This is a genomic window from Micromonospora sp. NPDC050980 (genome assembly GCF_040653835.1).
Taxonomy (GTDB): Bacteria; Actinomycetota; Actinomycetes; order Mycobacteriales; family Micromonosporaceae; genus Micromonospora.
Genome location: NZ_JBFAGS010000012.1, coordinates 1 through 22,916, shown reverse-complemented (window position 1 = coordinate 22,916; position 22,916 = coordinate 1). Strand labels below are relative to the sequence as shown.

The following is a 22,916-nucleotide window of genomic DNA, read 5'->3' as shown; positions in this document are numbered from 1 at the left end:
CGCACCGGCCGGTGGTTTCGTCCTGCCCACTGGCCCACTCCCGCCGCCCCCTCAGAGCGGTTCGGCGAAGCAGCGGCTGGCTTCCTCGCCGAGGGAGCTGCCGGATCGCGTCGACAGTCAGGCCGACACGCTCCCTCACGGGGCGGGGCGACCCCCGCAGATCCGCCGTGAGCCGCCGGGACCACACCGGGGTAGAGCCGGAGCCGCTCGACCGCCCCGGTGGCTCAGTGACGCGCATGAGCCCTCCTACCGGCGTCAGGCAAGAGGCGTCGGAGCCGGCCGGGTTCCGGAGGCGCACCTCGGGAGCGTGGCACTGGCGATGTCGTCCGTCGGTGCGGGCATGCTCCTGTTGATCGGGGTCGAGGCTGCGGCTCCGGTGCCGCACCCCGGCACCGGCCTCGCTGCGGCTCGGCTGACGCCCTCGCCCGGCGTGGCCGGAATCCGTCTGCGTCGACGGACGCGCCATCCTGCCGCGCAACGGCCCCCCAGGAGGCCACCGCAACGCGGAGCAGCGGGGCGGGTGATGGCGGGTCGGTGCGACCGCGACGGGCCTGGTGAGGTCACATGACCGAGCCGGGTCGGCCTGTTTCACGTGAAACCGACGGCCCCCGGTATACCTCCCGGGTACACCCGCCGAGCGCCTGACCCCGAGAACGACGCCGGCCGCACCATCCGAAGGCGGTGCGGCCGGGGCGGATCCGATGCCGGGGTCACTCCTGAAGCTGTTCCTCTTCGCTCACCCCGATGATGCCGACGATCCGCTCCAGGTCGTCGACCGTGGCGAACTCGATCGTGATCTTCCCCTTGCTCCGACCGATGTCGACCTTCACCCGGGTGTCGAACCGATCGGAGAGCCGATCGGCGAGGTCGGTGAGCGCCGGTGCGTGGGCCTTGGTGCGGCGCTTCGCGGCAGGGGCCTTCGCCGGCCCGTCAGCGAGCGCCAGCGCCACGAGTTCCTCGGTGCCGCGTACGGAGATGCCCTCGGCGACGATCCGCGTGGCGAGCTGCTCCTGGGCCTCGGTGTCGTCGAGGCTCAACAGCGCCCGGGCGTGACCGGCGGAGAGCACCCCGGCGGCGACACGCCGTTGCACGACCGCGGGGAGGTTCATCAGCCGGATGGTGTTGGAGATCTGCGGACGACTGCGCCCGATCCGCCGCGCCAACTCCTCGTGGGTGGCGCCGAACTCCTCCAGCAACTGCTGGTAGGCCGCCGCCTCTTCGAGCGGATTCAGGTTGGCGCGGTGGATGTTCTCCAGCAGCGCGTCCCGGAGCATCGCGTCGTCCTTGGTGTCCCGGACGATGGCGGGGATGCTCTCCCGGCCCACCGCCTGGGCGGCGCGCCAACGCCGTTCACCCATGACGAGTTCGTACTTCTCGCTGTCGAGCTGCCGCACGACGATCGGCTGGAGGAAGCCGACCTCCTGGATCGAGGTCTTCAGCTCCTCCAGCGCCTCCTCGTCGAAGACGTGCCGGGGCTGTTTCGGGTTCGGCACGATCGCGTCGACCGAAATCTCGGCGAAGCGGGCACCGGGCACCGGGCTCAGCTCGATCTCGGGCTCGGCGACCGGCGCCGTGCCGCTGCCGAGCCCGCCGGCCACGGCAGCGGTCGCGCCGGTCGCGGGCGGAGCCGGCGAGGGCACCGTCGGCGCGGCTTCCGTCTCGACGCCCGCCGGTACCGCGTCCGGCGGGGGGCCGGTGGGGATGAGGGCGCCGAGCCCTCGACCCAGGCCGCCGCGGGGACGGTTCTTCATGCGACGCCTCCCAGCAACTTCTCCGTGCTACGCATTCCGGCTCACCGGCTCCTTGACCCCGCGCTCAGCGATCTCCTGGGCGGCCTCGAAGTAGCTCGTGGCGCCCCGCGAACCGGGATCGTAGGTCATCACCGACTGGCCGTAGCTCGGTGCCTCGGAGACTCGCACGTTGCGCGGGATGACGGCTTGGAGCACCTTGTCGCCGAAGTGGTTCCGCACGTCCTGCTCCACCGCGTCGGCCAGCCGGGTACGCCGGTCGTACATGGTCAGCAGGATGGTGGAGACCTCCAGCTTCGGGTTCAGGTGCTGGCGTACCAGGTTGATGTTGTTTATCAACTGGTTGAGCCCTTCCAGCGCGTAGTACTCGCACTGGATGGGAATCAGCACCTCCTGCGCGGCGACCAGCGCGTTGACGGTCAGCAGCCCCAGCGAGGGCGGGCAGTCGATGAAGACGTAGTCGAAGTGACCCGGGTAAGCCTCGATGGCACGCGACAGGCGAGATTCGCGGGCGACCACCGAGACCAGCTCGATCTCCGCGCCGGCCAGGTCTATGGTCGCCGGAACGCACCACAGGTTGGGGATGCCTTCGACCGTCTGGGCCACCTCCGCGAGCGGCACGCTGTCGATCAGGCAGTCGTAGACGTCCGGCACCCCGGTGTGGTGCGGCACGTTGAGCCCGGTGGACGCGTTGCCCTGCGGGTCGAGGTCGACCACGAGCACTCGATTGCCATGCAGCGCGAGCGCCACCGCGAGGTTCACGGTGGTGGTGGTCTTGCCCACGCCACCCTTCTGGTTGGCGACGCACATCACCCGGGTCCGGTCGGGGCGGGGCATGGAGACCTCGCCACTGGGATTAAGGATCTGCACGGCGCGCATCGCCTCCATAGCCAACGGTGGGTCATCCTCTTCGCGCGTCGGGGTTTCACGTGAAACGTACGTGTCGGGGTCGGTCTCCTCCGGGTACCCGGCCGCCGGTGGCGTGTCGGCCGGCGTCTCGACGGCGGCCGCACCGGGCTGGTGCGGAACGGCGGAGACCGGTGCCTGCGGCTCGAAGCGGGCGGAAACCGCCACGTTCGCGCGCGCCGCCGCCGGCCGGGGGGTCGGGGCGTTCACCGGGCCGTCGCTCGGGTCGTGCGGGTCCCGCAGCGGCGGCACGTTGGCCGGTGCGGAAGAGACCGGCCGCACGGCACCTGTCGACGACGTCTCCGGCCGCGGGGCCGGATCCGGATGGTGCGGGGATGCGTCACGGGGATCGTCCACCGCCCACTCCTGGTAGCTGGTTTCACGTGAAACGGGATCGCCGGGTGGTCGCCCGCCGGCCCCGGTCAGCCGTGGATCGTCGTACCTGCCGTCGTCATGCACCTGTCATCCCTACCCGCTCCGGATGGTCGGTCCGCACCCGTCAGTCGGGCCCCGCACTCGCGCGGCGTCACCGGCCCGGCGGGAACGGTCGGGGTCGGGTGCCACCCGGCACCGCCGCTCCACACTATCGACGCGCGGTCAGCCTACGGCCGACGGGCGCGGCGGGTCCATGTCGGGTTGCGATCGATCCGGTCACGCCCCGTCCGGTCCAACGACCGGCGGAGCGTCCGGAAGCCTTACCGGGTCAGCGATCCCGGTTCCGGCCGCCTCGACGGCGACCACCGCGTGAGCGCTTCGGGCCCTTCGGCTTGCGCTGGTTGACCACCCGCTCCCGGACCACCTCGACCACTGTGGCGGCGGGCTCGATCACCCCGACGCCGCACCGGTGCACCTCCGGCACCCCACCACCGAGCCGGCCCACGGCATCGCCGTGCTCGGCGATCTCCTCGGCCGCGGACGCGCCCTTGAACGCCAGCAACCGCCCGCCCGGCCTCGTCAGCGGCAGGCACCAGGTGGCGAGCCGGTCCAGCGGGGCCACGGCTCGCGCCGTGACGATGTCGGCGGCCAGCGGGTCCCGGTCCCGGGACCCGGCAGCCGCTTCCTCGGCCCGCCCGCGGAATACCCGCACCGAGCGGGTCAGACCGAGCCGTTGCACCGCCTCGACCAGGAAGGCGACCCGGCGGGCGAGGGGTTCGACGAGCGTCACGGAGAGGTCGGGTCGCGCGATCGCCAGCACCAGGCCGGGCAGCCCGGCCCCGGAGCCGACGTCGATCACACTGGCACCCTCCGGGATCCGCTCCGCCGCCACCGCGCAGTTGAGCAGATGCCGGTCCCAGAGTCGGGGCGCCTCGCGGGGCCCGATCAGACCGCGCACGACGCCCTCCGTAGCCAGGAGTTCGGCGTACGCGGCGGCGAGGTCGAGTCGGTCACCGAAGAGCGTCCGCGCGGCCTCGGCCAACTCCGTCGGCAGGGATGCCTCGGCCGGATCGGGCCCGGCACCGGGTGCCGACGCACGCACACCGTCCACGCCGGACAGGTCAGCGACAGCCTCCGGCCCGGCGAACGCCGGCTCGGCCACGGCGTCCGGCTCGGCGAAGACCGGCTCGGCCGCGCCGGCCGGCACCTCGGGCTCGACCGGCCCGGCGTCCGCCGTCGGCTCGCCGGAGAACGCCGGCGTCACCGGCGTCGCGGCCGGCTCGACAGCGCTCGGGTCGGCCGGCAGCTCGTCGGAGAAGTCGGGCTCGGCAGCGGTCCCGGCCGGGTACGGGTCGGCCGGCGGCTCCTCGTTCGAGAAGATCGGTTCGGGGCGTACAGCCGACGGCCCGGGCGGCGTACCGCCCGGGCCGGCAACGGCGTCCGCCGCCGTGTCGTCGGAAGTCACTGACCTCAGTCACCCACCGGCCGGACGACGATGCGGCGGTTGGGCTCGACGCCCTCCGACTCGCTCTCCACGCCGCTCATCGCGTTGACCACGTCGTGCACGCACTTGCGCTCGAACGCGGACATCGGCTCCAGGCGCACCGCCTCGCCGTGCTCCTTGACCTTCTCCACCGCGTTCTTGGCGACCGCGGCCAGTTCCTTGCGCCGGGCGGCCCGGTAACCGCCGACGTCGAGCAACAGGCGGCTGGGCGTCCCGGTCTGCCGGAACACCGCCAGTCGGGTGAGTTCCTGCAGCGCCTCCAGGGTGGCGCCGCGCTGGCCGACCAGGTTCTGCAGGCGGGAGCCGACCACCTCGACGACCGGGCGGCCGGCGGAGACCAGCTCGTCGATGTCGCCGTCGTAGTCGAGGATGTCGAGCAGGCCCTCGACGTAGTCGGCGGCGATCTCGCTCTGCCGGAACAGGTCGCTGTCGGCCGAGCCCTTCTTCTCCCGCGTCTCGGACGTGCCCGCCCCGCTCTCGGTGGCGGCCGGGGTCTCCTCGTCCACGGACTGGTCGGCGCTGGGGATGCTGGTGTCGGTCACGGTCTCATCTCCGTACTCGCTCGGCCGGACCGTCGAGGTCCGCTGGTCTCCCGGGAGCCGGCGGGAGGTTCGCCGGATGCCTCTCGGGCACGTCCGTACGGGCCAGTTTCGCCCGCGACCGCGCGGTGCGCGGCGGTTCCGGCCCGGCGCCTACCCCTCGGGTGGCGGCTCGGTGGCCGGACGGGGTGGGGTCAGCCCTGCCGCTTGGCGGGGCGGTTGCCGGCCTTCTTCGGGTTGACCGGCTTGGCGCCCGGCTTCGGCCCGGCCACCTTCGGCGCGGCCGGCGCCTTGGCCACCGGCTGGGCCGTCTTGCGGCCGAGCAGGCCGGTCTTCGCCGGCTGGACCGGGCTCTTGCCACCGGTGGTGGCGGCCTTCTTCGGCGGCACCAGCGGCGGGAACTTCCGCAGCACCCACTGCTGCTGGCCGAGCGTGAAGAGGTTGTTGGTGACCCAGTAGATGATCACGCCGATCGGGAAGATCGAGCCGGAGACCAGCAGCGAGAGCGGGATGCCGTAGAGCATCAGCCGCTGCACCATGCGCTGCTGCGGGTCCTCCGCCCAGCCGGTCTTGAGGATCATCTGCCGGCTGGTCAGATAGGTCGTGGCGATCATGATGAGCACCAGGACGCCGGCGATCGCCTTCACCGTGCCGGTGTTGGCGCCCAGCGGGGCCAGTTCCGCGGCGGTGGAGCCGAACCGGCCGGAGATGGGGGCGGTGAAGAGCTTCGCGCTGGAGGCGCTGTTGAACTGGTCGACGGTCCAGCCGTAGAGGGTCTTGCCGCCGTTCTCCGGGTTGAGCCGCTTGAGCGTGTGGAACAGGCCCAGGAAGACGGGAATCTGGAGGAACATCGGAAGGCAGCCCATCAGGGGGTTGGCTTTTTCCTTCCGGTAGAGCTCCATCATCTCCTTCTGGAGCGTTTCCCGGTCACCCTTGTGCTTCTCCTGGAGCTCCTTCACCTTCGGCTGGAGCGCCTGCATGGCCCGCTGGGACTTGATCTGCTTGACGAAGACCGGGAACAGGATCACCCGGACGGTCACCACCAGGAAGATGATGGCGAGGATCCAGGCCCAGTTCGTCCCGATGACCGCGCCGACCGGCACCCCGATGGCGTCCCAGGCCGAGTGCCAGGTCAGCAGGATCCACGAGATCGCGTAGTAGATCCAGTCGAGACTCAATTCTCAGACTCCAGTCACGTCGGCACGGCGGTGACCGCCCGGCTCCGGCACCGGGTCGTGTCCACCTGGGTGAAAGGGGTGGCAGCGCGACAGCCGCCGGACCGTCAGCCAGGCCCCCCGCATCGCACCGTGCCGGGACACCGCCTCGACGGCGTAGGCACTGCACGACGGGTAGAACCGGCAGCGGGCCGGCAGAGCCGGACTTATCCACCGACGGTACGCGATGATGGGTGCCAGCAGCATGCGGGCACCGGTAGTCGGCGACGGAGTCGCGGTCCCGCCGGTCATCGCGACCGCCGTCCCCGGGATGCGCGCGCGGCGGTCAGGGCGGCGTCCAGGTCGGCCCCGAGCCGCGCGTACGTCGCGTCGGCGGCCGGCGGCAGGGCGCGTACGACAAGGGTGGTCCCGGCGGGCAGTTCGGCCAGCCGGTCCCGGACCAGGTGCCGGAGCCGACGGCGGACCTTGTTGCGGACCACCGCGCCGCCGACGGCCTTGGACACGACGAAGCCGGCGCGGCGGGGTGCGGAATTCTCCGCGCCCCTGCTCCGCGCCGGCTCCGGCGAGGGTGTCACGGTGTCGGTCGGCTCCGGGAGCGTCAGGTGCACCACGATGGCGCCGCGGCCGACACGCCGGCCACCGCGAACCGCTGCGGCGAAGTCGCTACTGCGCCGCAGTCGCTGTGCGGCGGCCAGCACGACAGCCCACGTCCCCGTACCGGACCGGACGGCCTCAGGCCGCCAGGCGGGTGCGGCCCTTGGCGCGACGGGTCGACAGGATGGCGCGGCCGGCACGGGTGCGCATGCGCAGCCGGAAGCCGTGGGTCTTCGCGCGCCGGCGGTTGTTCGGCTGGTAGGTGCGCTTGCTCACGTCAGGCTCTCCGTTGTGGTACGCCCCGCGCGGCGGATCGCCCGGGGTCCTGTGCTGGTCCAGATCACCTCGACGGTGACCTCCGATCGGCGCTGCCCCGGCGAGTGGCCACGGACAGCGAACATCTATCACCCTAGCAGAGGGCGAGAGAGCATCCGCTCCAGCCTACGCAGGGGCGCAATGACCGTCAAACCTCCCACTTCGGTCCCCGACCTGCGCCGCCACCCGGACCGCAGCGGCGGATTTCCCCGATGTCGTCGGCACCGGGCGGGTGTCGACGGTTGATGGCGTGGGGTCCCCGCTGTTAGCGTGCGCGATTGCGGTCGGCGTCGGGGGTCCGGGTTTGTCGCCGGCCGGCAAGACCGGACAAGCTGTTGAATCGTTCGGCACGGTGAACCCGCTTCAGCGCCTCCACGAATCCAGATCCAGGGGGCAGGTCCGACCCACGTCCGGTGGGCGGCCACAATCGGTCGGTACACACAGGCTGTGGATAACTTGTGGATGACGACCGGTCAGCCGTCCGGGCGGGCGTGAGGACCAGGCGAGGGGGTGGCACGACGTGACCGGAGCGACAGACCTTGCCGCGGTGTGGGCGGCGGCCACCGAGGAACTCGCCGACGAGATCATCTCCGCGCAGCAACGCGCGTACCTGCGCCTCACCCGGCTGCGGGCGATCGTCGAGGACACCGCACTGCTCTCCGTGCCGGACGCGTTCACCCGGGACGTGATCGAGTCGAGGCTCCGCCCGGCCATCACCGAGGCGTTGAGCCGCCGGCTCGGCCGCGACATCCAGGTGGCCGTCACGGTGCGGGTGGCCGAGGACCCGGCCGGCCGGCCGGCCGGCACGGTCTACCGCAGCGGTCCGGAGGCGCCACCCGACCCGAACGGACCGACCGACCTGCTGCCGGGGTTCGACCGGGTCGGCCACCCGCACGACTTCCCCACCTCCCGTGGCGAACCGGGGTACGCCGACCCGCGGCCCGAGCGCGAGGCGGAGGAACCCGCCCCGCGCCAGCGGAGCACCGACGGCGGCCGGCCGCACCTGATCCCGGCCGGCCGGGACGCGCAGGACACGCTCTTCGGCGCCGCCTTCGCCGAGCCGCTTCGGGCCGCGCCCGAACGCCGCACCTTCGACGAACGCCCCGGCAGCGAGCAGGCCGCCCCCGCCGGCGGCTACGAGCCGCGCTACCGGGAGGCGCCCGGGCCGGCCGACACCCCGCCCCTGCGCGGCCTGCCCCGCGAAGGCGCGACGGACAACGGCCCGGGGCGCGGCGGGCTCGACCACCACCGCCCCGGACCGGGCGAGCGTCGGCTGCCCGGCGGCACGGAGAGCGGCGGCAACCGGCTCAACCCGAAGTACATGTTCGAGACGTTCGTCATCGGCTCGTCCAACCGCTTCGCCCACGCGGCCAGCGTGGCGGTGGCCGAGTCGCCGGCCAAGGCGTACAACCCGCTGTTCATCTACGGCCACTCCGGGCTGGGCAAGACCCACCTGCTGCACGCCATCGGGCACTACGCCACCACGCTCGGCAACGCCCGCTCGGTCCGGTACGTCTCGACCGAGGAGTTCACCAACGACTTCATCAACTCGCTGCGGGACGACAAGACCAGCGCCTTCCAGCGCCGCTACCGCGACGTGGACATCCTCCTGATCGACGACATCCAGTTCCTGGAGAACCGGGAGCGGACGCAGGAGGAGTTCTTCCACACCTTCAACACGCTGCACAACGCCAACAAACAGATCGTGATCACCTCCGACCGGTCGCCGCGTCAGCTCGCCACGCTGGAGGACCGGATGCGGACCCGGTTCGAGTGGGGGCTGCTGGCGGACATCCAGCCGCCGGACCTGGAGACCCGGATCGCGATCCTGCAGAAGAAGGCGGCGCAGGAGCGGATGTACGCCCCGCCGGACGTGCTGGAGTTCATCGCGTCCCGGGTGTCGAACTCGATCCGCGAGCTTGAGGGCGCGCTGATCCGGGTCACCGCGTTCGCCAGCCTCACCCGTTCCTCGGTCGAGTTGTCGCTGGCCGAGGAGGTGCTGCGGGACTTCATGCCGGACGGCGCCGGCCCGGAGATCAACGCTGACCAGATCATGGCCTCGACGTCCGAGTACTTCGGGGTGAGCCTGGAGGACCTGCGGGGGCACTCCCGGTCCCGGGTGCTGGTCAACGCCCGCCAGGTGGCCATGTACCTGTGCCGCGAGTTGACCGACCTGTCGCTGCCCCGGATCGGGCAGGCGTTCGGCGGTCGCGACCACACCACCGTGATGCACGCCGACCGCAAGATCCGTCAGCAGATGGCGGAGCGGCGCTCGCTCTACAACCAGATCGCCGAGCTGACCAACCGGATCAAGCAGAACACCTGAGACGCTCGTCTCCCGTACGTCGTCACGAAAGCCCGGCCGGATGCTTCCGGCCGGGCTTTTTCGTCTCCACGGCGGGGCGCGGCGGACGGCGGACGGCACCCTGCAGGCGCTCCGGTTGACCCTCGACCCGGTGCAGGGCGCAGGATCGGTGTCGTGTTCATCCACAGCTCGCGCCACTTGTCCACACCCCCTGTGTCACAGGCAGTGGATAACACCGTCTGCACTTGGCCGGTTACCCACAGACTGTGGACAACTCCTGGGGACGACCCTGTGGACGCCTGGGGACGACGGCCGCGTTGTCCACCGACGACGGTCCGCCTGTGGGCAACCTGTTGAAGGTTCTGGGGATGACGGCGATCGACCACGCCCGCGTCGTCCACAACCTTGGGGAGAAACCCCGTGGATAACCGGTGGACAACCGGTGGACAGCGGTGGAAAACCCGGCGGCCGGCGACGGCTGTGGACCGGGGCACGAGTTGTACCCCTGGTTCTCCACAGCCAACCCACCTGTAGATAAGGTGTCTGACCTGGGCAGACGCGGGTTCTCCACAGTTTGCACAGGTGCGATGAAGACGATGAGTTATCTCTTCTAAACAACAAAAACCAATCATCACCGTTGGACTTCCTGTGGATCGGGCCGAAGCACTGCCGTCGGCAGTCGCCCGGGCACCTGGATCCAACGGGGTCGGGCGCACAGCCGATGCCCTCGCGCCCTAAGGTGCGAGGGGTACCCGCACGGTCGGGCGGGGCGGGTGGCAGCGGTCGGCATGAGAGAGTTGTCGCTGACGTCGACGCGGAGGCATTGATGAAGTTCCGAGTGGAGCGCGACGCGCTCGCCGAGGCGGTCGCGTGGACCGCCAAGAGCCTGCCCAACCGACCCTCCGTGCCGGTGCTGGCCGGGGTGATGCTCCGGGTGACCGACGGCAACCTCCAGGTCTCCGGCTTCGACTACGAGGTCTCCAGCCAGGTGACCGTCGAGGTGCAGGGTGACGCGGACGGCGCCGCCCTGGTCTCCGGCCGGCTGCTCGCCGAGATCACCAAGGCGCTGCCGGCCAAGCCGGTCGACATCGCCGCCGTCGGCGCCCACCTGGAGCTGGTCTGCGGCAGCGCCCGGTTCACCCTCCCCACCATGCCGGTGGAGGACTATCCGACCCTGCCGGAGATGCCGGAGAGCGCCGGCACCGTCGACGCCGCCGCCTTCGCCGCCGCCGTGGCCCAGGTCGCCGTGGCCGCCGGCCGGGACGAGACGCTGCCGATGATGACCGGCGTGCGGATCGAGCTGTCCGGCAGCACCATGGCCATGCTCGCCACCGACCGCTACCGCCTCGCGCTGCGGGAGATGGAGTGGCACCCGGACGACCCGGAGATCAGCCTCAACGCGCTGGTGCCGGCCCGCACGCTCAACGACACCGCCAAGGCGCTCGGCCCGCTCGGCGGCCACGTGACCATGGCGCTCTCCGCCGGCGGCGCGGGTGAGGGCATGATCGGCTTCTCCGGCGGCACCCGCCGGACCACCAGCCGGCTGCTCGACGGCGCCAACTACCCGCCGGTGCGCTCGCTGTTCCCGGCCGACCACAACGCCGAGGCCCGGGTCGCGGTCGCCACCCTCGTCGAGGTGGTCAAGCGGGTGGCGCTGGTCGCTGAACGCACCACGCCGGTGCTGCTCAGCTTCAGCTCGGACGGTCTCGTGGTGGAGGCCGGCGGCACCGAGGAGGCCCGGGCCAGCGAGGCCATGGAGGCCACCTTCACCGGTGACCCGCTCACCATCGGCTTCAACCCGCAGTATCTGATCGACGGCCTGACCAACCTGGGCGCGCAATACGCCCTGCTGCGCTTCGTCGACGCCTTCAAGCCCGCGGTCCTTTCTCCGGCCGGCGAGGATGGCGAGGTCATTCCGGGGTACCGGTACCTCATCATGCCGATCCGCGTCTCCCGCTGATCGCAGGCAGCACCACCCTGACGTACGGAGGTAGCAGCACATGCAGCTCGGCCTGGTAGGACTCGGCCGGATGGGCGGCAACATGCGCGAACGGTTGCGCGCCGCCGGGCACGAGGTGGTCGGCTACGACCGCAACCCGGAACTCAGCGACGCCGCGAGTCTCGCGGAGCTGGCCGAGAAGCTCGATTCGCCCCGCGCCGTCTGGGTCATGGTCCCGGCCGGCGTCACCGACGCCACCATCGACGAACTCGCCGGCGTGCTCGGCGAGGGCGACATCATCATCGACGGCGGCAACTCCCGGTTCAGCGACGACGCACCCCGCGCCGAGCGCCTCAACGAGCGGGGCATCGGCTACGTCGACGTCGGCGTCTCCGGCGGCGTCTGGGGCCGGGAGAACGGCTACGGGCTGATGGTCGGCGGCGCCCAGCAGCACGTGGACCGGCTCATGCCGATCCTGGAGGCACTCAAGCCGGCCGGCGAGTTCGGCCTCGTGCACGCCGGCCCGGTCGGCGCCGGCCACTACGCGAAGATGGTGCACAACGGCATCGAGTACGGCCTGATGCACGCCTACGCCGAGGGCTTCGAGCTGCTGTCGAAGTCCGAGATCGTCACCAACGTCCCCGGCGTGTTCAAGTCCTGGCGTGAGGGCACGGTCGTCCGGTCCTGGCTGCTCGACCTGCTCGACCGGGCACTCGACGAGGACCCGGAGCTGGCCGAGCTGAGCGAATACACCGACGACACCGGCGAGGGCCGGTGGACTGTCGACGAGGCGGTCCGGCTCGCCGTGCCGCTCAACGTCATCAGCGCCTCGCTCTTCGCCCGGTTCGCCTCCCGGCAGGACGACTCGCCCGCCATGAAGGCCGTCGCCGCGCTGCGCCAGCAGTTCGGCGGCCACGCCGTCCACAAGCGCTGACGGATCCACGCGCCTGTGTACGTCCGCCGGCTCGAACTGGTCGACTTCCGCTCCTACGAGCGGGTCGGCGTCGACCTGGAGCCCGGCCCGAACGTGCTGGTCGGCGCGAACGGCGTCGGCAAGACCAACCTGGTCGAGGCGCTGGGCTACGTGGCGACCCTGGACTCGCACCGGGTCGCCACGGACGCCCCGCTGGTCCGGATGGGCGCCATGTCGGCGGTGATCCGCTGCGCCGTGGTGCACGAGGGGCGGGAGCTGCTCGTCGAGCTGGAGATCGTCCCGGGCAAGGCCAACCGGGCCCGGCTCGGGCGCTCCCCGGCCCGCCGCGCCCGCGACGTGCTCGGCGCGCTGCGGCTGGTGCTGTTCGCTCCGGAGGATCTGGAACTCGTCCGCGGCGACCCGGCCGAACGGCGCCGCTACCTCGACGACCTGTTGGTCAACCGCCAGCCCCGCTACGCCGGTGTGCGCGCGGACTACGAGCGCGTGGTCAAGCAGCGCAACGCGCTGCTGCGCACCTCGTACCTCGCCCGCAAGACCGGCGGTTCGCGCGGCGGCGACCTGTCCACGCTCGCGGTCTGGGACACCCACCTGGCGCAGCACGGGGCCGACCTGCTCGCCGGCCGGCTGGAGTTGGTCGCCGCGCTCACCCCGCACGTGGCGAAGGCGTACGACGCGGTGGCGGCCGGTCGTGGCGCGGCCGGCATCTCCTACCGGCCCTCGGTGGACCTGCCCGAAACGACGACCGACCGGTCGGCGTTGGCCGAGGCGCTGGCCGCCGCGCTCGCCGCGAACCGCACCGCGGAGATCGAACGGGGCACCACGCTGGTCGGCCCGCACCGCGACGACCTGGCCCTCACCCTCGGCCCGCTGCCCGCCAAGGGGTACGCCAGCCACGGCGAGTCCTGGTCGTACGCGCTGGCCCTGCGGCTGGCCGGGTACGACCTGCTGCGCGCCGACGGGATCGAACCGGTGCTGGTGCTGGATGACGTCTTCGCCGAGCTGGACACCGGCCGGCGGGACCGCCTGGCCGAGCTGGTCGGCGGGGCCAGCCAGCTCCTGGTCACCTGCGCGGTGGACGACGACGTGCCGGCGAGGCTGCGCGGCACCCACTGGACGGTCGGCGAAGGGACGGTACGACGTGCCGGATGACGACGGGGTGCGACTGCCGCCCGCCCGGCTCGGGCCGGGACGCGACGGCGGGCCGGCCGCACGAGCCGGCCGCGGCGGACCCGCGCCGCGTACCCCCGGGAAGCCGGCGGACGGCGAGCGGACTGCGGCGCGTACCCCCGGGAAGCCCGCCGACGGCGAGCGGGCCGCGGCGCGGCAGGGGAAGCCGGCGGACGGCGAGCCGGGACCGGCGGCGCCGGACGGCGCGGCCGGGCCGGAGCTGGCCCGGGCGGTGCTGGACGCGGCGAAGGCCAAACGTCAGGCGGCGGCCGGCACCCGGCGGCGCAGCGCGGTCCGCGGTGACGGTGAGCGGCGGCTGCGCGGCTATTCCGGCGCGGGCCCGGACCCGCGTGACCCGCAGCCGCTCGGCGCGGTGCTCGACAAGCTGGTCAAGGCGCGGGGCTGGCAGCAGCCGGCGGCCGAGGCGACCGTCTTCGGCGCCTGGGAGAAGGTGGTCGGCCCGGAGGTCGCCCAGCACAGCCGCCCGGTGAAGCTGGAGAACGGCGAGCTGACCGTGGAGGCCAGGTCGACGGCCTGGGCCACCCAGTTGCGGCTGCTGGCCGGCTCGCTGCTCAAGCAGATCGCCAGCGAGGTCGGCCACAACGTGGTGCGCAAGCTGCACATCCACGGCCCGGCCGCGCCGTCGTGGTCGCGCGGCCCCCGGCGGGTACGCGGGCGCGGCCCGCGTGACACCTACGGCTGAGCGGGCCTCACACGTCCGCGTAGACGGCGAAGCCGCGCTCCGCGCAGCGCCGGTAGAACGCGGCCAGCACGCTCAGCTCGGCGCAGGTGAAGTTCCACTGCGGCGGATCGCCGCTGTCGTCGCGCAGCTTGTCCAGCCGGCTGTCCAGCCAGCGGAGCTGCTGCTCGGCCAGGCGCCCGTCGCCGAGCAGCGCGCGCAGCACCTCGCTGACCGACTCGAACGTCACCGCCTCGCCGTGGGGCCGGTGCCGGGCGACGAACTTCTCCACGCCCTCGGCGATCCAGGAGCAGCCGTCCGGATCGATCACCGGATCCTCGTCCTCGGCGGCGTTCTCCGTGGCGTAGAGCACATTTTCCAGCCCGAGGATCAGGTCGACCAGCTCGGTGTAGGCGGTCGCGCGCACCGTGCCGGTCTTCGCGATCAGCTCGGCGAGCGCGGCCGTGGGGGGGGAGATGCGTGGCACGTCCACGATCTCGCCGAAGTCCACGAACTCGGCCGGCGCGACCGGATCGTAGAAGCGGCCGGTCCGCGGCCAGTGCACCGCGACGTTGTCCAGCCCCATCTGCGTCACCTCTCACCAAGCGTCTGTCGGACCATCTCCGCCGATGGTCCCCGGTCCGGGCGCAAAAGATCAAGACCGCAACGGCGACGCCGCAAAAGGTACGGCACGTCGCGTTCCACCGCGACCCCCGGGCGGGACGTCCGGCGATCGTGGGCGGCCGGACGTCCACCGCTCACTGGGGCCGATGGCGCGGCGCGGCGTCGTTGGCGTGTAGGGGGAGTCGCAGGCAGCGAGGTTCGCGCGGCTACGGCATTCTCAGCCGCCCTCAAGGGGTGCCGAGTGGCGGTTTGGTCGGCTGCGCACAGTAAGATTGGAGGCGAGACGAAAGACCCGACACGGAGCGACGGACACGGGCCCCCGGGCCCTTGATCATTGTCCCGCATCGGGTCCGAGCCGATCGCGATCCGCGGGCAACCGCGGCGCCCGACGCACACGATCCGTGACCTGGCGATCCCGGGGGCGGACCGTGCACGCCGACGTCGCGTCCTGTCCGCCGAACCCGCGCCCCGCGCCCACGCGCGGCCGGTGCGAGAAAGTGGCCGAGCGTGGCAGCGGAGGACAACAAGAAGTACGGTGCCGAGTCCATCACCGTGCTCGAGGGCCTGGAAGCGGTCCGGAAGCGGCCCGGTATGTACATCGGGTCCACCGGCGAGCGCGGCCTGCACCACCTGGTGTGGGAGGTCGTCGACAACGCGGTGGACGAGGCGCTGGCCGGACACTGCGACACCATCGACGTGGTGCTGCTGGCCGACGGGGGCGTCCGGGTCACCGACAACGGCCGAGGCTTCCCGGTCGACCTGCACCCCAAGCTGAAGAAGCCGGGTGTCGAGGTCGCGCTGACCGTACTGCACGCGGGCGGCAAGTTCGACGGCAAGGCGTACGCGGTCTCCGGCGGCCTGCACGGCGTCGGCGTCTCCGTGGTCAACGCGCTCTCCACCCGGATGGCCGTGGAGATCCACAAGGACGGCTTCGTCTGGCGGCAGCGCTACGACCACTCCAAGCCGACCCCGTTGGAGAAGGGTGAGCCGACCGACCGCACCGGCTCCGCGGTCTCCTTCTGGCCCGACCCGAACGTCTTCGAGACCGTCGACTTCGACTTCCACACCATCTACCGGCGCCTCCAGGAGATGGCCTTCCTCACCCGCGGCCTCACCATCCACCTGCTCGACGAGCGGGTGCCGGAGGACGAGGAGGGCAAGCCCCGCGAGGTCACCTTCCACTACGAGGGCGGCATCGCCGACTTCGTGCGGCACCTCAACGCCTCGAAGAGCCCGATCCACAAGACGGTGGTCGAGTTCGGTGCCGAGGAGACGAGCATGTCGGTCGAGATCGCCATGCAGTGGAACGAGTCCTACGGCGAGTCGGTCTACACCTTCGCCAACAACATCAACACCCACGAGGGCGGCACCCACGAGGAGGGCTTCCGGGCGGCGCTGACCAGCGTGGTGAACCGCTACGGCACCGACCGCAAGCTGCTCAAGGGCGACGAGCGGCTCTCCGGGGAGGACATCCGCGAGGGCCTGGCCGCGATCATCTCGGTGAAGCTGACCGACCCGCAGTTCGAGGGGCAGACCAAGACCAAGCTGGGCAACACCCCGGTCAAGGGCTTCGTCCAGCGGGTCTGCAACGAGTCGCTGGTCGACTGGTTCGACCGGAACCCGGCCGAGGCGAAGATCATCATTACCAAGGCGTCCCAGGCCGCCCGCGCCCGCATCGCCGCCCAGCAGGCGCGCAAGCTGGCCCGGCGCAAGTCGCTGCTGGAGTCCGGCTCGATGCCGGGCAAGCTGGCCGACTGCCAGTCCACCGACCCGCGCGAGTCCGAGGTCTTCATCGTCGAGGGCGACTCGGCCGGCGGCTCGGCCAAGCAGGGGCGCGACCCGCGGACCCAGGCGATCCTGCCGATCCGCGGCAAGATCCTCAACGTGGAGAAGGCCCGGATCGACCGGGTGCTGAAGAACAACGAGGTGCAGGCGCTGATCACCGCGCTCGGCACCGGCATCCACGACGACTTCGACATCGAGAAGCTGCGCTACCACAAGATCGTGCTGATGGCCGACGCCGACGTGGACGGCCAGCACATCCAGACGCTGCTGCTCACCCTGCTGTTCCGCTTCATGCGACCGCTGGTGGAGTTGGGCCACGTCTACCTGGCCGCCCCGCCGCTCTACAAGATCAAGTGGAACCGGAAGGGCGACGACGCCCAGTACGCGTACTCCGACCGGGAGCGCGACGGGCTGATCACGCTGCGCCAGCAGAAGAAGCCCAACGCCAAGCCGGACGACATCCAGCGGTTCAAGGGCCTCGGCGAGATGAACTACCCCGAGCTCTGGGAGACCACGATGAACCCGGCCACCCGCACGCTGCGTCAGGTCACGCTGGACGACGCCGCCACCGCGGACGAGCTGTTCAGCGTGCTGATGGGTGAGGACGTCGAGGCCCGCCGGTCGTTCATCCAGCGCAACGCCAAGGACGTGCGGTTCCTGGACATCTGACGGACGCGCGCCCGGGCCGGTCGGAGATCCACCGGCCGGCCCGGCGGTCCACAGAGTTATCCACAGCCTGAACGCTTTCCACAGCCGTTATCCACAGCGAGACCACGACTGAAGAGTCTGATAAGGGTTAACAGTGACCGATACTCCCGAGTCCACCCCGACCGAGCCGGAGACCCCGGAGGCACTGGCCGCGGTCGTCCAGCACGACCGGATCGAGCCGGTCGGCCTCGAGGTCGAGATGCAGCGCTCGTATCTCGACTACGCGATGAGCGTCATCGTCGGGCGGGCCCTGCCGGACGTCCGGGACGGGCTCAAGCCGGTCCACCGCAAGATCCTCTACGCCATGTTCGACTCCGGCTACCGGCCGGACCGCGGCTACGTCAAGTGCTCCCGCGTCGTCGGCGACGTGATGGGTCAGTTCCACCCGCACGGCGACTCGGCCATCTACGACGCCCTGGTCCGGATGGCCCAGCCGTGGTCGCTGCGCTATCCGCTGGTCGACGGCAACGGCAACTTCGGTTCGCCCGGAAACGATCCGGCCGCCGCCATGAGATATTGTCTGACCGCAGATGCCCGGATTCGTACCATTGATGGCAGCGTGCGGATTGCCGACATAGTCCCGGATGCGACGCCGAGCAGCGAGACCGACGTCGAGCTGAAGGTCCGCGACCGCAACGGCGACCTGGTCCGCGCCTCCAAGTTCTTCCACTCCGGCGAACACCCCACGCTGCGGCTGCGCACCCGCGAGGGGTACGAGCTGACCGGCACCCACAACCACCCGGTGCTCTGCCTGGTGAACGTGGCCGGCGTGCCGACCCTGCTGTGGAAGCTGCTCGCCGAGATCTCTCCCGGCGACCGCGTGGTCCTCCAGCGCAGCGTGCCGGACGAGATCGGCTACCCGATGCTGGAGCACGTCGAGGCGGCCGTGCTGGCCGGCGCGCTCGTTAGCGAGGGCTGGGTCTCCGAGGATCGGGCCGGCTTCAACAACGTGGACCGGGAGTTCTTCGTCCGAGTCCTCGCCGCCTACGACCTCGTGGTTGGCGGTCCCCGGTATGTCGCCGAGCGGGGCATCGCCTCTGGCAGCACGCTGCATGAACTCGACGTGCAGAACCTCTCCGCGCTGCGGGCGAGCGTGCTGGGCGAGATGGTGGGTGCGCGCAGCGCCGCCAAGTTCGTGCCGGAGTTCGTGTGGCGCGGGCCGGCCGCGGTGAAACGAGCCTTCCTCCAGGCGCTGTTCGAGGGCGACGGCTCCTCGTCGTTGCTGCCGCGCCACACCATCCAGGTCTCGTACTCCACCCGCAGTGAGCGCCTGGCCCGCGAGGTGCAGCAACTCCTGCTGGAGTTCGGCGTCGTCAGCAAGCAGTGCCGGTACGACGACGGCGAGATCAAGGTCGTCGTGACCAACCGCCGGGACGCGCGTATCTTCGCCGCCCACGTCGGCTTCCTTGGTCGTAAGCAGACCAAGCTGGAGTCGGAGCTGGCCCAGGTGCCAGCGACCAACCGGGCGCTCGCCGGCGACTTCGTGCCGTTCGTCGGTGACTTCATCCGGGAGCACGCTGCGACGCGCTGGACCGAGCGCGACTGGCTGCGTCGGCACAACGTCGACCGGGTGGAGCGGTGGGAGCGGGACCGCGACGAGATCGCGGCCCGGATCACCGAGCCGGGGATCCTCGACGTGGTCGAGCCGTTGGTCGACGGTCGGTTCTACTACGCCGAGGTGACCGACGTCACCGACGCGGGGGTCCAGCCGGTCTACAGCATCCGGGTCGACACCGACGACCACTCCTTCATCTCCGACGGCTTCGTCAGCCACAACACCGAGTGCAAGCTCGACCCGCTGGCGATGGAAATGCTGCGGGACATCGACGAGGACACCGTCGACCTCCAGGACAACTACGACGGCCGGGCCAAGGAGCCCACCATCCTGCCGTCGCGGATCCCGAACCTGCTGATCAACGGCTCCGAGGGCATCGCGGTCGGCATGGCCACCAAGATCCCGCCGCACAACCTGCGCGAGATCGGCGCGGCGGTGCAGTGGTGCCTGGAGCACCCGGAGGCCGACGAGGCGACCACGCTGGAAGCCCTGCTGGAGATCGTCAAGGGTCCGGACTTCCCGACCCACGGTCTGATCGTCGGGCAGCAGGCGATCCAGGACGCCTACCGGACCGGGCGCGGCTCGATCCGGATGCGCGCCGTGGTCGAGGTGGAGGAGGACAAGCGGGGCCGGCCGGCGCTGGTGGTCAGCGAGCTGCCCTACCAGGTCAACCCGGACAATCTCGCCGAGCGGATCGCCGAGCTGATCAAGGAGGGCAAGCTCGCCGGGATCGCCGACATCCGCGACGAGTCCTCCGGGCGTACCGGCATGCGGATCGTGCTGGTGCTCAAGCGCGACGCGGTCGCCAAGGTGGTGTTGAACAACCTCTACAAGCACACGCAGCTCCAGGAGACGTTCGGCGCCAACATGCTGGCGCTTGTCGACGGGGTGCCGCGCACGCTCAACCTGGCGCAGTTCATCCGCTACTACGTGGAGCACCAGATCGAGGTGATCCGCCGGCGGACCGCGTTCCGGCTGCGCAAGGCGGAGGAGCGGGCGCACATCCTGCGCGGTCTGGCCAAGGCGCTGGACGCGCTGGACGAGGTGATCGCCCTGATCCGGCGCTCGCCCACCGTGGAGGACGCGCGGCAGGGCCTGATCCGGCTGCTGGAGATCGACGAGGTCCAGGCGACCGCGATCCTCGACATGCAGCTGCGCCGGCTGGCCGCGCTGGAGCGGCAGCGGATCCTTGACGACCTGGCCAAGCTCGAGGTGGAGATCGCCGACCTGAAGGACATCCTGGCCAAGCCGGAGCGGCAGCGGAAGATCGTCTCGGACGAGCTGGGCGAGATCGTCGCGAAGTGGGGTGACGAGCGCCGCACCAAGATCGTGCCGTTCGACGGTGAGGTCTCGATGGAGGACCTCATCGCCCGCGAGGACGTGGTCGTGACGATCACCCGCACCGGGTACGCGAAGCGGACCAAGGCCGACCTCTACCGGTCGCAGCGCCGTGGTGGCAAGGGCGTGAGCGGGGCGACGCTCCGGCAGGACGACATCGTGAGCCACTTCTTCGTATGCTCTACCCACGACTGGATCCTGTTCTTCACGAACAAGGGTCGGGTCTACCGGGCGAAGGCGTACGAGCTTCCCGAGGCCAGTAGGGTGGCCAAGGGCCAGCACGTGGCCAACCTGCTCGCGTTCCAACCGGACGAGCAGATCGCGCAGATCATCGAAATTCCGAACTACCAGGTGGCGCCCTACCTGGTACTGGCCACGAAGAACGGCCTGGTGAAGAAGACGCGGCTCGAGGAGTTCGACTCCAACCGTTCCGGCGGCATCATCGCGGTCAACCTGCGTGATGAGGACGAACTGGTCGGTGCGGTCCTGGTGGCGCCGGAGGATGATCTGTTGCTGGTTTCCAAGAACGCGCAGGCGATCCGCTTCAACGCCACCGACGAGGCGCTGCGCCCGATGGGCCGGGCCACCTCGGGGGTGATCGGCATGCGCTTCAGCGGCGAGGACGAGTTGCTCGCCGTCGAGGTCGTCCGGGAGGGTCTGGACGTCCTCGTCGCGACGAACGGGGGATACGCGAAACGTACCCCGATCGAGGAATACCCGGTCCAGGGCCGGGGAGGTAAGGGCGTGCTGACTGCGAAGATCACCGAGCGACGCGGTGGTCTGGTCGGCGCGGTCGTGATCGATCCGGAGGACGAGCTGTTCGCCATCACGAGCAACGGCGGCGTCATCCGGACTCCGGTGAAGCCTGTACGCCGTACGCGTGACCGGAACACAATGGGGGTCAAGCTGATGGACCTCCCGGACGGCGTGACTATCGTGGCGATTGCTCGCAATGCCGACGAGCCTGACGAACAGGACTAGTTGATGACGGAGACACAGGCGAAGTCGGGGAACACGGGGACCTCGGCCACCCCGGTCGAGGAGGAGGCCGCGCAGGGCGGTACACCAGCTACCGGCCGCGCGGCTGTGGGCCGGGCCACGGTCCCCGCCGACGCGCCTGCCCCGAAGTTCACCAGGGCCCCCGGCATGGCCCCGCCCCCCGACAAGCCGGCCGAGGGCTCGGGATCCCGCGAGTCGACCGACACCAAGGTCGACGCGCCGACATCGGCCAACGGCCTTGCGGCTCCGGCCGCGGCGAAGCCCGCCACGAGCACAGCGCCGACCACGGCGACAGCGACCGCCGCCCGCCCGTCCACCGGGACGACCGGCACGCAGCCGCGCATCGGCGGCGGCCTGGGCACCGCTCCGAACGGGGCACCCGAGGCCGCCCGCCCGACCGGCGTCGGCACGCCCCAGGGCCGCCCCGCCAACGGCGGGGGACTGCCGCCGGGCATCAGCGGAGCGGCGGCGGTCGGTGCCGCGCGCGTGGGTGAGGCGGTACGCGCCGCGCGTACCTCGGTCAGCTCGGCCGCGTCGCGCGGACCGCGCCGGGCCCGGCTGAACCTGAAGCGGATCGACCCCTGGTCCGTGATGAAGTTCGCGTTCGCGGTGTCGGTAGTGCTGTTCATCGTGGTGGTCGTCGCCACCTCGGTGCTCTACCTCGCGCTCGACGCGATGGGTGTGTTCGCGAGCGTCAACGACAGCCTGACCGACCTGGTGAACGCCGGCGGTCAGAGCGGTGGCGGTGGCTTCCGCGTCACGGCCAAGGGCGTGATCCTGACGTCGGCGCTGATCGGTCTGGTCAACGTCGTGCTGTTCACCGCGCTGGCCACGTTGAGCGCGTTCGTCTACAACGTCTGCGCCGATCTGGTCGGCGGGATCGAGCTGACGCTCGCCGAGCGGGACTGAGTCGACGACGCCGGGGCGCCGCGTAAAGCGGTCGCCCCGGCGTCGCGCGTCCGGGTAGGTTCGTGATGACGACAGGGTTTTTCCGCCACGGGCCCCCCGATTTGGGCGCGCTGGCGGCGATGGGTTAACCTTGCTCGTCGCTACGCGGGGCTATAGCTCAGTCGGTTAGAGCGCAGAGCTGATAACTCTGAGGTCGCTGGTTCGATTCCAGCTAGCCCCACCGCACATCGTCCGACGCCAGTCGAGCGCGAGGGGTCAAGCCCATGGTCAAGAAGCTCCTGATCCTTGCCGGCATCGTCGGCGTCGCCGCCGTCGTGGCCAAGAAGGTCAAGGCCTCCAACGACGAGCGTGCCCTGTGGCACGAGGCGACCACCGCGCCCGACCTGCGCTGAGCGCGGCACCGGGCGGGTCGCCCGCCCGGCACGGGGCCCTAGCTCAACTGGCAGAGCACTGCCTTTGCAAGGCAGGGGTTAGGGGTTCGAGTCCCCTGGGCTCCACTTTGTTGATCTTTCGTGCGAACCCGCTGGCCCCGCGCGTCGCGACGCTCTGCGCGGCTGCTCGACGCGGGTTGCGGCTGGCCACGCATCCGGCGCCGAATGTACTAGCGTCGGGGGAATGAGGGACCGCGCTGCGAGGTATGAGCCACTGACGGTGGCACGCCTAGGTGCTCTGCTCGTTGGATCCGACGAGACGCGCCGGTGGCGGCTGGTGGCAGAGTTCCTTGAGGAGTACCGATGGGAACCAGCCGAGATGCGCGCCGGTCTGCTGGACCAGGAACCGGCGTCCACCGGTGACGAGCACTGGGATGTGTTCCTCGC

At 70.9% G+C, this 22,916-nt stretch carries 18 protein-coding genes and 2 tRNA genes; 11 read left to right on the top strand and 9 right to left on the bottom strand.

The window, feature by feature from the left end; translation table 11 throughout:
- Window positions 1–710: 710 nt before the first annotated feature.
- The 8 genes from AB0H28_RS19050 to rpmH all read right to left on the bottom strand — a co-directional run bounded on the left by AB0H28_RS19050 (window position 711) and on the right by rpmH (window position 7,117).
- Entirely contained in the window at window positions 711–1,751 is a 1,041-nt protein-coding gene (locus AB0H28_RS19050) for a ParB/RepB/Spo0J family partition protein (protein WP_358041494.1), read from the bottom strand.
- 27 nt (window positions 1,752–1,778) lie between these two features.
- On the bottom strand, window positions 1,779–3,113 hold the full coding sequence (locus AB0H28_RS19045; RefSeq protein WP_358041491.1) for an AAA family ATPase: 1,335 nt from the start codon (window positions 3,111–3,113) through the stop codon (window positions 1,779–1,781).
- Window positions 3,114–3,357: 244 nt separating this feature from the next.
- Entirely contained in the window at window positions 3,358–4,131 is a 774-nt protein-coding gene (rsmG, locus tag AB0H28_RS19040) for a 16S rRNA (guanine(527)-N(7))-methyltransferase RsmG (RefSeq protein WP_358041876.1), read from the bottom strand.
- Window positions 4,132–4,499: 368 nt separating this feature from the next.
- A complete protein-coding gene (locus AB0H28_RS19035; RefSeq protein WP_358041488.1) occupies window positions 4,500–5,075 on the bottom strand; it encodes a R3H domain-containing nucleic acid-binding protein in 576 nt (191 codons plus the stop codon).
- 191 nt (window positions 5,076–5,266) lie between these two features.
- Window positions 5,267–6,250: a membrane protein insertase YidC gene (gene yidC, locus AB0H28_RS19030; protein ID WP_358041485.1), complete on the bottom strand. Its 984-nt coding sequence runs from the start codon at window positions 6,248–6,250 to the stop codon at window positions 5,267–5,269.
- A 3-nt stretch (window positions 6,251–6,253) separates the two neighbouring features.
- Window positions 6,254–6,493, bottom strand: a complete 240-nt coding sequence (yidD, locus tag AB0H28_RS19025; RefSeq protein ID WP_358041482.1) for a membrane protein insertion efficiency factor YidD — start codon at window positions 6,491–6,493, stop codon at window positions 6,254–6,256.
- A gap of 41 nt (window positions 6,494–6,534) precedes the next feature.
- Window positions 6,535–6,945, bottom strand: a complete 411-nt coding sequence (gene rnpA, locus AB0H28_RS19020) for a ribonuclease P protein component (RefSeq protein ID WP_358041479.1) — start codon at window positions 6,943–6,945, stop codon at window positions 6,535–6,537.
- A gap of 34 nt (window positions 6,946–6,979) precedes the next feature.
- Window positions 6,980–7,117, bottom strand: coding sequence for a 50S ribosomal protein L34 (gene rpmH / locus AB0H28_RS19015; RefSeq protein WP_091061882.1), 138 nt, complete (start codon window positions 7,115–7,117; stop codon window positions 6,980–6,982).
- A 559-nt stretch (window positions 7,118–7,676) separates the two neighbouring features.
- Here rpmH and dnaA point away from each other — a divergent pair.
- From dnaA to AB0H28_RS18990, 5 genes are all read left to right on the top strand, one after another.
- Window positions 7,677–9,482, top strand: a complete 1,806-nt coding sequence (gene dnaA / locus AB0H28_RS19010) for a chromosomal replication initiator protein DnaA (protein ID WP_358041475.1) — start codon at window positions 7,677–7,679, stop codon at window positions 9,480–9,482.
- 805 nt (window positions 9,483–10,287) lie between these two features.
- Window positions 10,288–11,421, top strand: coding sequence for a DNA polymerase III subunit beta (dnaN, locus tag AB0H28_RS19005; RefSeq protein ID WP_358041472.1), 1,134 nt, complete (start codon window positions 10,288–10,290; stop codon window positions 11,419–11,421).
- A gap of 40 nt (window positions 11,422–11,461) precedes the next feature.
- Window positions 11,462–12,334 carry a phosphogluconate dehydrogenase (NAD(+)-dependent, decarboxylating) gene (gene gnd, locus AB0H28_RS19000; protein ID WP_358041469.1) on the top strand — a complete coding sequence of 291 codons (873 nt, stop codon included), beginning with the start codon at window positions 11,462–11,464 and terminating at the stop codon, window positions 12,332–12,334.
- A gap of 15 nt (window positions 12,335–12,349) precedes the next feature.
- On the top strand, window positions 12,350–13,483 hold the full coding sequence (recF, locus tag AB0H28_RS18995; RefSeq protein ID WP_358041466.1) for a DNA replication/repair protein RecF: 1,134 nt from the start codon (window positions 12,350–12,352) through the stop codon (window positions 13,481–13,483).
- Complete coding sequence (locus tag AB0H28_RS18990; protein ID WP_358041463.1) at window positions 13,473–14,204, top strand: DciA family protein; 732 nt, start codon at window positions 13,473–13,475, stop codon at window positions 14,202–14,204. Before recF ends, AB0H28_RS18990 begins: the two co-directional genes overlap by 11 nt.
- A 7-nt stretch (window positions 14,205–14,211) precedes the next feature.
- Here the strand turns inward: AB0H28_RS18990 and AB0H28_RS18985 are convergent, their stop codons facing one another.
- On the bottom strand, window positions 14,212–14,766 hold the full coding sequence (locus AB0H28_RS18985; protein ID WP_358041459.1) for a hypothetical protein: 555 nt from the start codon (window positions 14,764–14,766) through the stop codon (window positions 14,212–14,214).
- Between the two features lie 545 nt (window positions 14,767–15,311).
- Between AB0H28_RS18985 and gyrB the strand changes: the two genes are divergently transcribed.
- From gyrB to AB0H28_RS18955, 6 genes are all read left to right on the top strand, one after another.
- Complete coding sequence (gene gyrB, locus AB0H28_RS18980) at window positions 15,312–17,258, top strand: DNA topoisomerase (ATP-hydrolyzing) subunit B (protein ID WP_358041456.1); 1,947 nt, start codon at window positions 15,312–15,314, stop codon at window positions 17,256–17,258.
- A 133-nt stretch (window positions 17,259–17,391) separates the two neighbouring features.
- Window positions 17,392–21,171 carry an intein-containing DNA gyrase subunit A gene (gene gyrA, locus AB0H28_RS18975; RefSeq protein ID WP_358041453.1) on the top strand — a complete coding sequence of 1,260 codons (3,780 nt, stop codon included), beginning with the start codon at window positions 17,392–17,394 and terminating at the stop codon, window positions 21,169–21,171.
- Window positions 21,172–21,174: 3 nt separating this feature from the next.
- Entirely contained in the window at window positions 21,175–22,098 is a 924-nt protein-coding gene (locus tag AB0H28_RS18970; RefSeq protein WP_358041450.1) for a DUF3566 domain-containing protein, read from the top strand.
- Window positions 22,099–22,244: 146 nt separating this feature from the next.
- Window positions 22,245–22,318, top strand: a tRNA-Ile gene (locus tag AB0H28_RS18965).
- Window positions 22,319–22,361: 43 nt separating this feature from the next.
- Window positions 22,362–22,490 (top strand): DLW-39 family protein, encoded by a 129-nt coding sequence (locus AB0H28_RS18960; protein ID WP_358041447.1) that lies wholly within the window; start codon window positions 22,362–22,364, stop codon window positions 22,488–22,490.
- Between the two features lie 32 nt (window positions 22,491–22,522).
- Window positions 22,523–22,595: transfer RNA gene (locus tag AB0H28_RS18955), tRNA-Ala, on the top strand.
- Window positions 22,596–22,916 lie beyond the last annotated feature (321 nt).

What these genes read in the sequence shown, in the direction of transcription:
- AB0H28_RS18985 (WP_358041459.1), bottom strand. Translation starts at nt 14,766, where the DNA reads ATGGGGCTGGACAACGTCGCGGTGCACTGGCCGCGGACCGGCCGCTTC.
- dnaN (WP_358041472.1), top strand. Translation starts at nt 10,288, where the DNA reads ATGAAGTTCCGAGTGGAGCGCGACGCGCTCGCCGAGGCGGTCGCGTGG.
- gnd (WP_358041469.1), top strand. Translation starts at nt 11,462, where the DNA reads ATGCAGCTCGGCCTGGTAGGACTCGGCCGGATGGGCGGCAACATGCGC.
- yidD (WP_358041482.1), bottom strand. Translation starts at nt 6,493, where the DNA reads ATGCTGCTGGCACCCATCATCGCGTACCGTCGGTGGATAAGTCCGGCT.
- AB0H28_RS18960 (WP_358041447.1), top strand. Translation starts at nt 22,362, where the DNA reads ATGGTCAAGAAGCTCCTGATCCTTGCCGGCATCGTCGGCGTCGCCGCC.
- AB0H28_RS18970 (WP_358041450.1), top strand. Translation starts at nt 21,175, where the DNA reads ATGACGGAGACACAGGCGAAGTCGGGGAACACGGGGACCTCGGCCACC.
- AB0H28_RS19050 (WP_358041494.1), bottom strand. Translation starts at nt 1,751, where the DNA reads ATGAAGAACCGTCCCCGCGGCGGCCTGGGTCGAGGGCTCGGCGCCCTC.